10 protein-coding genes and 3 pseudogenes are annotated in these 13,190 nt (G+C 52.3%); 3 read left to right on the top strand and 10 right to left on the bottom strand.

All coding sequences use genetic code 11. The features are described 5' to 3' along the window. Window positions 1-5 precede the first annotated feature (5 nt). The 3 genes and pseudogenes from AC3RPL_RS24310 to AC3RPL_RS24300 form a co-directional block, all read right to left on the bottom strand. Window positions 6-1,505: a hypothetical protein gene (locus tag AC3RPL_RS24310; protein WP_490741867.1), complete on the bottom strand. Its 1,500-nt coding sequence runs from the start codon at window positions 1,503-1,505 to the stop codon at window positions 6-8. 652 nt (window positions 1,506-2,157) lie between these two features. Next, window positions 2,158-2,799: pseudogene (locus AC3RPL_RS24305) on the bottom strand (TIGR03747 family integrating conjugative element membrane protein); the annotation flags it as partial. Continuing rightward, window positions 2,786-3,022, bottom strand: a pseudogene (locus tag AC3RPL_RS24300) (type IV conjugative transfer system coupling protein TraD); the annotation flags it as partial. The pseudogenes AC3RPL_RS24300 and AC3RPL_RS24305, both read right to left, overlap by 14 nt. A gap of 55 nt (window positions 3,023-3,077) precedes the next feature. On the opposite strand from AC3RPL_RS24300, the gene AC3RPL_RS24295 reads away from it, so the two are divergent. Next, window positions 3,078-3,260: a hypothetical protein gene (locus tag AC3RPL_RS24295; protein WP_490741866.1), complete on the top strand. Its 183-nt coding sequence runs from the start codon at window positions 3,078-3,080 to the stop codon at window positions 3,258-3,260. Between the two features lie 255 nt (window positions 3,261-3,515). On the opposite strand, the gene AC3RPL_RS24290 is transcribed toward AC3RPL_RS24295, so the two are convergent. Further along, window positions 3,516-4,538 carry a substrate-binding domain-containing protein gene (locus tag AC3RPL_RS24290; protein WP_490741865.1) on the bottom strand — a complete coding sequence of 341 codons (1,023 nt, stop codon included), beginning with the start codon at window positions 4,536-4,538 and terminating at the stop codon, window positions 3,516-3,518. Window positions 4,539-4,548: 10 nt separating this feature from the next. Next, the gene (locus AC3RPL_RS24285; protein ID WP_261641152.1) at window positions 4,549-6,156 is read right to left on the bottom strand and encodes a methyl-accepting chemotaxis protein; all 1,608 of its coding nucleotides are present in this window, start codon (window positions 6,154-6,156) and stop codon (window positions 4,549-4,551) included. Window positions 6,157-6,431: 275 nt separating this feature from the next. Between AC3RPL_RS24285 and AC3RPL_RS24280 the strand changes: the two genes are divergently transcribed. Further along, entirely contained in the window at window positions 6,432-6,743 is a 312-nt protein-coding gene (locus AC3RPL_RS24280; protein WP_490741864.1) for a hypothetical protein, read from the top strand. Window positions 6,744-7,032: 289 nt separating this feature from the next. On the opposite strand, the gene AC3RPL_RS24275 is transcribed toward AC3RPL_RS24280, so the two are convergent. Next, complete coding sequence (locus AC3RPL_RS24275; protein WP_490741863.1) at window positions 7,033-8,430, bottom strand: VasL domain-containing protein; 1,398 nt, start codon at window positions 8,428-8,430, stop codon at window positions 7,033-7,035. A gap of 223 nt (window positions 8,431-8,653) precedes the next feature. Between AC3RPL_RS24275 and AC3RPL_RS24270 the strand changes: the two genes are divergently transcribed. Continuing rightward, complete coding sequence (locus AC3RPL_RS24270; protein ID WP_490742131.1) at window positions 8,654-8,926, top strand: SDR family oxidoreductase; 273 nt, start codon at window positions 8,654-8,656, stop codon at window positions 8,924-8,926. 121 nt (window positions 8,927-9,047) lie between these two features. On the opposite strand, the gene AC3RPL_RS24265 is transcribed toward AC3RPL_RS24270, so the two are convergent. From AC3RPL_RS24265 to AC3RPL_RS24250, 4 genes and pseudogenes are all read right to left on the bottom strand, one after another. Continuing rightward, the gene (locus AC3RPL_RS24265) at window positions 9,048-10,367 is read right to left on the bottom strand and encodes an NAD(P)/FAD-dependent oxidoreductase (protein ID WP_490741862.1); all 1,320 of its coding nucleotides are present in this window, start codon (window positions 10,365-10,367) and stop codon (window positions 9,048-9,050) included. Window positions 10,368-10,626: 259 nt separating this feature from the next. Next, window positions 10,627-11,316, bottom strand: coding sequence for a GntR family transcriptional regulator (locus AC3RPL_RS24260; protein WP_490741861.1), 690 nt, complete (start codon window positions 11,314-11,316; stop codon window positions 10,627-10,629). 82 nt (window positions 11,317-11,398) lie between these two features. Further along, window positions 11,399-11,692 (bottom strand): hypothetical protein, encoded by a 294-nt coding sequence (locus tag AC3RPL_RS24255; RefSeq protein WP_490741860.1) that lies wholly within the window; start codon window positions 11,690-11,692, stop codon window positions 11,399-11,401. Further along, window positions 11,682-13,181, bottom strand: a pseudogene (locus tag AC3RPL_RS24250) (aldehyde dehydrogenase). The gene AC3RPL_RS24255 and the pseudogene AC3RPL_RS24250 overlap by 11 nt, the downstream one beginning before the upstream one ends. Window positions 13,182-13,190 lie beyond the last annotated feature (9 nt).

Here is a 13,190-nt window from a genome sequence, read left to right as displayed (position 1 = left end):
GGTATTTAAACTTCATAACCGGTAATGGTAAGATCCAGACTACCTCTTCCGCCATGTGTTATTCCGGTGCTTGTTACGGTGCTCCGAACGCCCTCAAATATATTGCTGCGAAAGAAACTACTATGGACAAGGGAATGGTGATTATCTACGCCACTATCGTTGAAGCTCCCTGCATTATAAAAACTAACACGACTTATCTTTACAAATCGATCATTTCCGTAATCGCGAATGTTAATGGTAATATCCAGGTTGTCACGTCCCTGACCTAACACCATCCGCAAGAAGATTACAACTTCCTCCCTTAACTGCGATACTCTATATGGAATGCTTAGGCTCATTTTACTTTTTATTAATCCATCACCCATAAAAAGAGAATCGCTATTTTCTCTGCGGACAACAAATAACGGATAGTCTGAGGCATTATGAATATTTAATGTCAGAGCCATTTCACGGGTAGGATGTCCTGAGTTTATGGCAGAGGCAATACTCATTGCGGCGGAAGCGAGAGAAATAATACCAGTAATTGCTCCAATGACCGAATAAGGTATCAGGGGGGAATTACCATTTCTTAAGTAACCCGCAAGTGTATCCTGACTGAACGTTCTGGCAGCATTTTCCACCTGGACATTGCGTATATCATACAGTGACTGTAAGTCAACCGGGGATGCCTCATCCATCGATATTAGCGGTATAATCTCCGGTAAAGGAACCAATGGAGGTGTAATATCTGGCATTCGAGGATTAATTGGTGGCGGTGGCTGGACAGGCCGGTCAAGATTAGTTTTGCCTGAAGGTGTAAATACTAATATGTTACTCACGACTTCATTGTTTTGTAAGTTCGAATATTGGGTTCCATAGAAAGCCATACCGAATGAGGCCTCTTTTGACTGACTCCTTCTTCTGTGAGTTGCATACATCAGATCGCTCGCTCCCCATGTTGTGGTGGGGTTAATTCTATCATTATCAACCTGAATGTATTCTATCTGCGTTCTGTTATGTGCCTGACTGGCAAGGCGAACACAAATTTCGATGCGCACTATTTCATTAAAATCAGGTAAGTTATCGGGTGAAACCAGTGTTGGATCGGTACTGATACCAAAAAAGACGAATCGGTGGAGACCACCAATTCTTCGGTTTACCTCAACACGATACTGACATTCCTCCCCGGGAAACAGCGGGCGGACTGCATGAGTAAAAAAAGCCCCTCGGGGTATGCCGACAGCCTGCCTTGGGCTCTGTATTGAAGCCGGAACGAGGATAAGCAGTGAATCATTTTTGAAGGTTAACTGATATGCGGCTCTGCCTGCTTCATGGGTAGGCGTGGGGAAATTAGCTGCCGAAGTACCTAAGCTTACTGATTCTGTAATAAGACCGATAATACTTTCAATAAATGAAAAGTTAAAATTTTCGCCTTGCTGTTGCAGAATTTTCTCAGAATATTTCAATCCGTCTGCAATATCATCACAGGCATCCAGTGAATTCATACCGATTAATAATCCTGACATATTTAATCCTCGTGTATAACAGCAGTGTTAAAATAATAAATAAGATATTAAATCTTTATGGTAAGGCTAATTTTAAGTGGGCGCCGAAAAAATCCACATCCATCGTGATGACATACTTGCCAATCTGCAGTAACTAACAGCTTTGTTGCACTGAGGCAGTATCAGGTAACAGTCTTTTTTTTCTAAGATGTTTCCTGATCATATCCCTGATCCGAAAATCTTTCCGACGCCTCCATTATCCCACCGATGTTATCGCAGCACTGTTGCAAAGTTTGCGAGGCACTGTTGTAAATTTTGCAATGAGGCAGCTTGTTTGTTATTGAAATACCCTAAATTTCAAAGACTCTGCTTAACAGAGGCGTTGGTGCATGGATGGCCAAACCATTATTATTAGGATCAGCTATTCTGAAATGTGTTAACGATGCCGCATAAACACAACGCCAAAAAGCTACACCATATGGCGTTTGTGCATGGATAGCTGAATTACAGCGTCCCCTTACCCACTGTAATTCAGACGGATTTCACCTGCTTACGGACAGAGTGGGGCCGTGCCACCGACAGCAGACGATTCAGAACCACCAACCCGATGGACACCTCTGTCTTCTGTGCCGCAAAACTCCTGGTACACAGGCGGGTTCCGATAAGCGTTTTCCAGCACCCCACCGACCAGCATCGCCGACGGCAGTAAAAACAGATTCGGCCAGACGGCGGTGGGCCAGGCGAGATACAGCATGCAGGGTCCATACAGCGCAGGTTTGATAAAGCGTTTGGCGTGGTGATAGACAAAGCTGGACTCATACCCTGCCCCGTAGCGCCGCAGGTCGCGCCGCACCAGACCATCAACAATGCCGGTGAGGATCACCAGCCCGAACAGCGGCAGACTCAGGAACAGGATCATCACCCGGATAATGAAAATCAGCGCCACCCACACCGTCGCCTGTAAATAGACGCCCAGCCAGCTGACCAGCGAAGCGCCCAGGCCGTTCAACGCGGGGATCAGCCCGGAGCCCTTCTCACTCAGCGCTTTAAATGACTGCATTCACTGGCTGAAGCCGCTGTCCACAAAGAGCCACTGCCAGGCCAGATACATCCAGCGACTGGTGGTCTGCACCGGGGCGGACATCAACAGACTGCGGGTGTAGCCCTCTGACAACCAGTGGCTTTCCGCCAGCATCACCTGATAACTGTGCGACGCACCCGCCTCCGGCCACAGCAGCGTGCCAAAAAAGCCTGACTGACGGGGCTGTGAAGGCGCACGGCGCTGCCTGTCGTTACTCCCCTCATTCTGCGACATTCATCCCTCCGGCATGGCCCACCTCACCGCCTGTCCACCACGTTTCCCCGCTGTGGTAGTTCTTCTCCATATCATCAGCCAGTTGCTTCAGGCTGGCAGGCATATGGAGGTCATCATGACCTGCCGGCAGCGGCATGCGGATTTTCCACAGACGCCCGCCTTCAAGTAGCGCGAATGCCTGCCCTTTGGGCAGATTGATGATGTCAGCGGGGCTTATCATCGGCACTTTAATCAGGCTACCCAAAATTGATGCCTGTAACAGGCAATCCGGCAGGGCGATGCAAACAGCTCTTCTGGAAGATATTGAAAAGTTTTTGCTACTTGAAGGCCAGCTAAACACTGTATTCAGCAACATCTATGGTGAATATTTTGAACCAGCCCTCTGGGGAACAACACCCTGTGATTTTTTAGTACTCGTGCGTGAGAGGGTAAAGCAGGCCATGCAGGGAAAAGGATGTTAACTGACGCGCTAAAAATAGCTGTGACGTGGCTTGTCTGCTGACGGCAGGCGCACAAAACGTGCTTTGTGCGCCTCCGTCCAGCCCCGGCCTGAAGGTCTTTTTCAGGTTATGACGTTAAGTAATTCATCAGCCATTTTATAAGTTTTGCTATTGGTGAGTGAGCACATCCTTCAGCCTCCCCCCCCTTATTTAAGAGACATGCCCTGCCAGGAAAACGTTTGCCGGACGGATAACGGGTAATGAGATTTTTCCGGTTTATTTAGCCCCGAAGCACGCATTCATGCCATCTGCCACTGTCCGACCGGGTACACCTTCAGCAGGCACGCCAGCAATCAGCACGCTACCGGTATTAACAAAACCACTCACTTTTTTTCCATGCCGGGCATAGGCAACGGCAGCATCCACGCCCATTGCAGCCATTGTCAGGGGATATTGCTGAGCAGTAGCGGCCATTTCTCCTCTGGCTATACTTTTGATGGCATCGCACCCGCCGTCAATCGACACTAAAAGCACCGACTTCTCTTTCCCCGCTTCCTTCAGAGCCTGAAAAGCACCGGCCGCCGCCGGTTCGTTGATGGTATAAACAAGGTTGATGTCAGGATGATCTTTCAGGCATCCCGCCATAACATCATGCCCCTGCTGTTTTGCACCCTGGGTACTGCCGGAGCACAAAATTTCTGAGCTTTGTGAAAGCTGATAAGATTCACTCCCTTCCGCCTTCAGCCCAAGACCGTTCATAAAGCCATTATGACGTCTGGCTCCCACCAGATTTCCCTCGGACAAATCCAGCGTGGCAATTTTTAATGGTTGTCCGGGAAATTTATGCGGCATAACGGCCCTGGCATACTGTCCGATAGCTTCTCCTGCCTGGTAGTTATCCGTTCCGAACAGCGCGTCAACGGCACTGGACGGATCGGTTGGCGAGTCGAGAGCAATCACCTGAACGCCTTTTGCCCTCGCCTGCTCAATTGCCGGCACGACGGCTTTTGCGTCACTGGGGGTGATCAACAACGTGGTGGCACCTGCTGCGACCATTGACTCAATTGCAGCCGTTTGCGAGGCGACATCACCGTCTACCTTGCCTGCGGCCGTAAGAAGTTTAATGTTATGAACAGTTGCCCCGAGTTGTGCTCCGGCCTTCATTTTTGCAAAGAAGGGGTTAGCATCGGTTTTAGTAATAAGTCCTACGGTGACAGGCGTTTCAGCAGAGGCGAAAGCCGCCAGCCCCATCTGTAAAGCCATCGCGGTGATAACCCAAATGATACGGTAACGTTTCACGGGAGGCTCCTTAGCTCACAGCTGAAAGAGAGAGAGGTCTGGCACCCGCACGCGATATATCAAAAGCGGCAATTTCCTGAAGCAGAAGTCTGGCCTGCCCTTCAAGGTTTGCGGTGGCCGCACTGCTTTCTTCGACCAGCGCCGCATTCTGCTGAGTGGCTTCATCCATTTGTATAACGGCTTTATTGACCTGCTCAATCCCGGTATGTTGCTCCCTGGAGGCTACGGTAATTTCCGCCATCAGCGTGGTCACACTGTTCACGGCATTGACGATTTCAGACATAGTGCTACCCGCGTTGCTCACCAGTCCGGAACCTGTACTCACCCGAAGCACAGAATCATCTATCAGGGATTTTATCTCTTTCGCTGCGAGGGCACTGCGTTGCGCCAGATTCCGAACCTCACCGGCAACCACCGCAAATCCCCTGCCCTGCTCACCAGCGCGCGCCGCCTCAACCGCCGCATTGAGTGCCAGAATATTGGTCTGAAATGCGATGCCCTCAATGACGTTGATAATCTGTGTTATTTGTCCGGAACTACTGGCTATGTCCTGCATGGTAGTCACCACCCGCGCCACCACCTCACCACCGCGCTGTGCGGTCTGAGATGCCCCGGTGGCCCTGTCATTGCCTTCCTGCGCACTCGCAGCGTTATTTTTTACCGTAGCCGTCAGCTGCTCCATACTGGCAGAGGTCTGCTCTAACGCCGATGCCTGAGCTTCAGTCCGACGACTGAGATCTTCATTCCCCTGATTAATTTCTTCCGCTGCTTTTAGAATATTCTCAGCTGAGTTCGCGACCTGGCTAATCAGTTGAGCCAGATTGTTTTGCATCATTCCTAATGCAGCAAGAACGCTTCCCTCAGGTGCCTGAGTCGCATTGGGGACAGGATTCAGATCGCCATCAGCAATACGTTGAACAACCTCTTTAAGCGTTGCGGGTTCTTCACCCAGCGCACGAAGTAGCGTTCGTATAATTATCCATCCGAGTAGTACTGAGGTGATTAGCGCTGCCAGGCTGACAAAAATAAACACCAGCCGCGTAGCCAGGTAGGTTTTCTGCGCACTCTCCAGTCTTTTAACTGACTGCTGTTTGCTGTAATCCAGATAACCGTCAGCAGCCTTGATAAGCATCTGTAGCCCAGGCCGCAGCTCACGGTTTAGCCTGTCGATCGCCTCAGCTTTTTTCTCTTCCAGAGCCAGAGAAATGATATGCCCTGCGACAGGACGGTATACCTTTTCAGCTTCAACGATAGAATTAACAAAGTTTCTGTCATTTTCTGTGGTATCCGCCTGAGAATTGACAGCCTGTTCCAACTGTTGAGTTGCAGCCACCATTCGTGCTTCTGCACCTGCAACCAGCTCCTTGCCTGCCACAATATCGGCAGGCTCACTGACCAGAACCAGTCCGTATATTTCGAGCGAGTTAGTTTTTACATCGCCCAGAATGGCATTCACCAGACTTTCTCTGGCCGAAACCTGTTCAACATGGTTTCTGAATGTATCGTTTGCACCGACAAGCGCCCTGACCGCCAGACATGCTATCAGAAGAACCATAACGACAAGGGATGCAAATCCCACTGTAAGCTGTGTACGTACAGATGCCCGGCTGAATTTCATGATTATCTTTCCCGTGCTGCAACGTGGATTTTTCGCAAAAAAAAGCAATGCCCTTCAGGCTACAGGTTAATATCGGCGGTTTATGGCGGGAACTTTATAACGCAGCAGGTTAAAAAATGATCGGCGTGATACAGATGGCAAATTAAAGATCCGTTCTTGTTGCAGCTCAGTGTTTATTGAGCAAACCCCTGGGAATCTTCCATTTAATCTAATAATTCTCCCTCCTGGGTAAGTTGTGCGAGGGGGGAAGTAAACAGCCTCTGTCTGGAGCATTTATGAAACTGCACAAAATAGATTCTGTGTTAATCGCATTGATTTTCATCGTGATATCCCCCTTTTATTTGACGGCTAAGGCTGATGACACTGCAAACAGCACTTCAACGGAACAACCTGTATTGCCACATGCCAGCAAAGATGGGGCAAACGGCAATGGTAATCATGCAGGAAACGGTGGAAAAGGCGGAGTTCCAGGCGCAGGCACAAAGGGTGGCAACGGCGGAAATGGAGGTAAAGGAGGAGACTCCGCCGCTGATGGTTCAGGAGGAAATGGCGGCGCAGGAGGAGCCGGTGGCAATGGTGGCGACTAAGTTAAGGCTATTTTTTTAATCCCTCTGGTGCTGAAGATATCCGGTTGTTTGCAGCCGGATGGCAGCTATTGCCGCGTTGACCTGTTCCTGGGATGCCACGTGGCTGGCAGGCCAGGAACGGTTTTATCAGCTGGCTGAGACCTTCTGACAACCTGTTTACTCAGGCAACGCTCTGCAACCAGCGTCAGCCAGCACCAATGTAAGGTCTGAGCATCACGGCAGCCCTGTTACAAACACTGTTAACAGACAGAGGCAAAACATCGGATCAGGATACTTTCACTGTGGCGTTTTAACACGATGAGGAATGAGGGTAACAGGCCTGCTGACCTGAAGTCACCCTCAGATAGCTGGTGATAAGCTGCTTCAAATGCTGCTCTGTCAGCATTTTTTGCGTAGAGGGGATCATCACTGGATTTTCCTGTATATTCATCTGCCGTAGCTGTTCTTCAACCGGCACGGTTTTACTGAATGACTGGGTTGCAGCAAACACCTGTGTTTTCAGCTCGCTGACGGTTATGTACCTTCCTTTCTGCCCATCCAGTGCATTCAGCTGGTTTGTCAGCTCCTGTAGTCTGAGCATCCCTTCGTGCCAGCCGTTCATTACATCCGCAGACAGTGCTGATGCATTTATCTGTTGCTGCCACTGTTGTATCAGAAGCTTAGCCTGATCCGGCCACAGTGCTTTTGCCTGTTCTGCGAGCTTTCTGGCGTAGGTGATATTCCAGCCAGCAGGTAACTTTTCCAGCCGGATAAGCTGCTGCTGTGTCCGGGCGATAAAGTCCTTTGGCAACCGGGCCTGCTGACGTAACGCATCTGACTCTTCTGCTGTGAGAGGTGCAGGTAATGGTGCCAGTGAAGCTGCAAGCTGAGTCTGTAGCGGATCAGGCCGGTTGAGGAGATGCCAGCCCGATACTGCAAAGGCACTTATCATCAGCATGGTACAGATCCCGGCTGCGAAGGATTTCCACTTTTTTACCGGAGCAGGCATTGCCGCCAATACTTCTGCATGCGCCTGACGCGGTGGCTGCGCAACGTACACCCACTTCACTGCGCTGTCAGGCGGACTACCAGCAAGGTCCCTCATGGGTGCTGTCGTATCATTTATCACGCTGGCAGGCAACACAACACCAGACTGAATGTCCGGCCCGGTGCTAGTTGTGTCATCGCTGTTTTTCAGCCGAACGGCATTGTTGTGCACCAGGGTACGCAATGTATCAAGCTGGCTGAGATGTTTAAGCTCCAGACGCTGTAATACCGCTGCCAGGCTGGTAAGCAGTTGCTCCGCCCGATACAACTGATTGAGGTCGTTGTCATTGAGCGGGAGCGAGCGCATCCGTTGCTGCAAACGCTGGCTCAGACTGCTGAGGATTGCCATGCGGGCATGTACCGACTGCGGCCAGAGTGCACTCCACTGATGGTTTATCAGGGCCTCCAGTATCGCCAGAACTTCATTAAGCCCGAACAATCCGGCCAGATGCGAACGTGCCAGGGTATACCAGGCTGCTGTCTGTAGCTCCACGCCATTTTGTTCGAAGAGAGAAAGGCAGAGTTTTTCAGCATGATGCCAGTTCACATCCGGACGCGCCGGATGTTTCAGCTTACTCAGTTCTTCACGCAGGGCAGCATAATCAGCCAGCTTGCGCGGGTCAGCACCGGTTTTCAGTTGTCGGGAAGGGGTGTCATTCATGACAGGTTATCGCTCCGGGGGGCGCGGGTCTGATCATCTCCAGTATGGCCGGGCATATGATGCCAGCGTTACCTCCTGAGCAGGATCACGCCCTGGCCTGGACACCGACAGAAGAATTACTCAGTCTGCCGTTTTTACAAGCTGATGCCGTTCCTGATACCCTGGTCGCTTATATGATTGCCAGGCGTGCAAACCATCTCCGGGTACAGGCGTCTGCTATCAGCTGGGGCGCCAGGGGGCGCGAGTCAACTCAATCAGCCCTGGCATTATCGTCACCCCGCTGGCAAAACATGAACTTGATTCAGAAATTGGTGATATTTATCGCGCAATGGTCGAGGCCTCACCCACTGGACGCATGGCTCCCCCGGAAGAAATTGCCGTGGCCGCCTCTTTCTTACTCGGTGCAGATGCGGGATTCATTACCGGTAGCGATCTGCTGATTGACGGTGGCGTTATTGCCGCAATGCGCGCGGGTAGACTGCAAACGCCAGGCTGATGCAAGGTCGCAGAATAAATGAAGCGGGTAACAAAAAAGCGCCTTCTGTTATCCCCGCGCAGTGGCGGGGCGATAGCATCGGCTTTGTTGCTGTGATCACTCCTGCTTTCAGTGACAAACACTACAATTCCAGCCCTGCACGATATTGTCCCCATTTCAGCACCGAGTTTACGCCGACCGACAAAAACGGCTGCGGCGGCGTTTTATTTGGCCCCGGAGACGCGCGGAGAAAATTGATTAACTCATTGTTTTCACCGGCAATCATATCCGCCAGCAGTTTACCGGTGGCCGTGCCGCGTGTGATCCCCAGCCCGTTACAGCACAGCGCCCCGTAGACGTTCGGTGCCAGCTGGCCGAAGAAGCCTTCGTGATTTTCTGACAGGCAGATTGCCCCACTCCAGGAGTATTCAAAATCGACATGATTGAGCGTTGGGAAGCGCCGCTCAAAGGACTTGCGATGTCTGGCAATAAAGCTCTTCAGATGATAGTCACGCGGGCGGCCATCCGGGTGGAAACTAAAACTGTTGCGCACCAGAATGCGGTTATCGACAGTGCGACGAACGGTGCTGCCAAACGGATGCGCGGGAATCACCCCCCACACCGGCTTGCCGCCGAGAAAAGCGTGCTCATCGCCAGTCAGAGGACGAGTCAGACTGCCGTACAGGAAGGTTGGCAACAAACGCCCGCGCAGGAAACCAAAGTGTGATGCGAAAGCGTTATTCGCCAGGATCAGCTTATCAGCGGTAATGCTGCCTTTATCATGCACCAGCGTCACTCTGTCGCCATAATGAATGGCGGTGATCGGCGTGTACTCGTAGAGCGTTACGTTTGAAGGCAGGCTGTTTGCCAGCCCTTTCACCAACGCTGAAGGCTGGAGCAGGATAGTGCCCGGAATATAAAGCGCCTGCTTATAGTAGGCAGTGCCGATATGATCAGGCAGATCCCTGCCTGCAATCATCTGCGTTTCACGACCTACCTTCTCCAGCCCACGTCGGTAGGCCTCCAGAATCGCCACCCCTTTTTCACCTACCGCCGCCTGGTATTTACCGGACTCGGACATCTGACACTCTATGCCGTGTTCCCTGACGATAGCGCGCAGATAGTTCTGACCCAGGGTGTTGAGCTTAAAAATCAGGCTGGCGGTTTTCACATCGCCAATGTAGTCCTTTGCCCCAATATCGTGCGGCACATCGATAGCAAAGCCCGCATTGCGTCCGGAAGGGCCGTACCCGACCTCCTGCGCCTCAACCAGCACGATTTCATCGTCGGGGAAGTGATGCGCCATCTGACGGGCAGCGGCAAGACCGGTCAGCCCGGCACCAACAATGACCCAGCGAGCATGTTTTTGCCCGACATGGGCGGGATGCGGAGTGCGCGATGGACTGGTGTGATACCACCCTGGCAGGGCGTCATCAGCAGGAAGTGAAGTGATCTTTTGCACGTTAGTTTACTCCGGTACGCTGCCATTTTTACTGTTGTTTGCTTGTGCTTTTCCACGCGAAAAGCGTTGCCGGAATGATGTTAGCCAGGATGAAAAAAAGGAATATGTGATGAATATCTAATGTATACAACAAGTATAAATTTAGTTAATTTTATGTTAAAAAAGGCGAGCGAAAGCCCCCGTACGAGCGGCGACAGGATGTGTTCTGGTGCAGAAATGACCTGCCAGCGGACGCCGGCAGGCGTACCCTCAGGCGAGGTTATTCAGATGACCGGACAGGGTCATCCGCTTTAAGTCCTTCAGGGGCAATAAATATCTCCATGTTCTCCCGCGACAGCGACCAGTGTTCAAAAACCAGCTCCACCACCGCCTGCTCGTCACGTGCTTCCAGTGCGGCGATAAACGCATCGTGATGATCGGCCGCCAGCGCCAGACGCCGCGCCATGTCATCATTCTGCGGTCGAAAAAAAGTGTGGCCTATGCGACAGTGGTCAATCAGCAAACGGCCAAGGCTCGGCTGCAAATAGGGGTTTGCCGCCATCTCTCCCATAATTTCGTGAAAGCGGTTATTTTCCAGCGCCAGCGCTTCTGCGTCCTTGCTGAGCATCGCTTTGCGAAAGCGCTTTTGCGTCTCTTTCAGCCCCTTTAACTGGGCTGGCTTGTAATGCTGTACCGCCAGTCGTCCAGTGGCCGCGTAAACCATTGGGGCCACCAGGAAGAAATTACGCAGTGTCGCATGGCTCAGGGGGATCACCCGGACACCACGCTTTACAACAATCTCAAGGTATCCTTCACCAGCCAGGCGCTGAAAGACTTCGCGCACCGGCGTCCGTGACAACCCGTATTGCGCGGTCAGACTGGCTTCATCCAGCAGCTCATCCGGAGCCAGTTCCATCGTTAAAATGTGTCGCTTGAGATCCTCATACAGCGCTGCCTTCCCCGTTCTCATTACCGCCTCCTGAATGTCGACCTGATATGCTGCTTAACCTACAGATAAAGGTGTACTACAGCAAAAATATCAGGCGCAGGGATCACGCTCTGCACATCTCTCTGGCGGTCTGGTAAATCATTATCAGGACGGGTTCCACATCCCGGTCGGGCGGATGGCGCAGTATTTCTCCGCGCAGCCAGACAATTTCACTGCTGGCGCGCTGCTGAAAAGCGGCATTTTGCCCGGCATTTTTCAGCCACTTCATAATAAAGGCGTTTTTCTGCCGCCCCGAAGCAATGCGTCCCTGCTTTCTTCTGATACTCAACGCCGCCAGAAGACAGAAATAGAAATGCGTTCTGTCTTCCAGGTCGTCAAAGAGGACTTCAGGCGTCATCTTCAGCAACATCAATCCAGATGGTCTTCAGTTCGGTGTACTGGTCGAGCGCGAACACCGATTTATCACGCCCGCCAAAGCCGGACTGCTTATAGCCGCCAAAAGGCGTTGTTGCATCGCCTTCACCAAAGCAGTTGACGGTGACAGTGCCGGCGCGAACAGCGCGCGATACGCGAATGGCACGACTGAGTTTGCCGGTATAGACCGACGCAGCCAGCCCATAAGGGGTGTCGTTCGCCAGGGCAATGGCTTCGGCTTCGGTTTTAAAAGGGGTGACACAGAGCACCGGTCCGAAAATCTCCTCCCTGAACAGGGCGCTTTCAGGCATGACGTCATCGATAATCGTTGGTTGCACGTAAGCGCCCCGCTCCGAGTTGCCGCCATGTAGCACCCGCAGCCCCTCCTGACGCGCTATGTCGAGGTAACCACTCACCTTACTGAAGTGTTCCGGCGAAACCATCGCGCCAAGCCGGTTGTTCGGGTCGAGTGGATCGCCCATCTTCCAGTCGCCAATCTGCTTTGCCATCTCCGCCAGCAACGCCTCTTTCACCCCTTCCTGCACCAGCAAACGTGAGGTGGCAGAGCAGTTCTCGCCCATGTTCCAGAAAGCACCGTTAAGCACATGTCCGGCTACTGCGGCTAAATCATCGGCATCGTTAAACACCAGCGCCGGGTTTTTTCCGCCGCATTCCAGCACCACCTTTTTAAGATTGGACTCCGCCGCGTAGTGCAGGAAACGACGTCCGGTGGCCGTGGAGCCGGTGAAGCTGACCATATCAATATCCGGATGCAAACCAATCGGTTCGCCCACCTCTTTCCCGGTTCCGGTGACAACATTCAGTACGCCCGCAGGCACTCCCGCAGCAAACGCCAGTTCCGCCACGCGCAGCGAGGTCAGCGAGGTCTGCTCTGCTGGCTTCACCACCAATTAACAGCCTGCCGCCAGCGCGGGGCCAATTTTCCAGGCGAGCATCAGCAGCGGAAAATTCCAGGGCAGGACGCAGCCCACCACCCCAACAGGCTCACGCACCACCAGCGCCAGAGCGTGACCTGCTAGTGCCGTATGATCGTAAAACTTGTCGATGGCTTCCGCGTGCCATTTCAGTACATGGATAGTCTCCGGCACGTCCACCGCCAGACATTCACTGACCGGTTTACCGCTGTCGAGGCTTTCCAGCACCGCCAGTGACTCAAGCTCCTGCTCCATCAGCGCCGCCAGCTTAAGCAGCACAGCTTTACGTTCCCCAGGAGCTCGCTTGCTCCAGCTGCCTGATTCAAAGGCCTTACGTGCCGCGCTCACTGCCGTGTAAACGTCGGAGGCATCACAGGCCGCAATATTGACGATTGCCTCACCGGTAGCCGGGTTGCGGGTCGTCAGCGTTTTACCGTTAACAGCGGCAGCAAAACGACCGTTAATAAACGCCTTGTCAGGAAACGAAAGATCATGCGCAAGGCGCGTGACGTCATTAAGCGTCTGAAGCTGTTTCATTCTGCCCCC

The sequence above is a fragment of the Erwinia papayae genome (assembly GCF_058241465.1).
The sequence above is the reverse complement of the archived record's forward strand: the minus strand, read 5'-3'. Positions and strand labels throughout refer to the sequence as shown.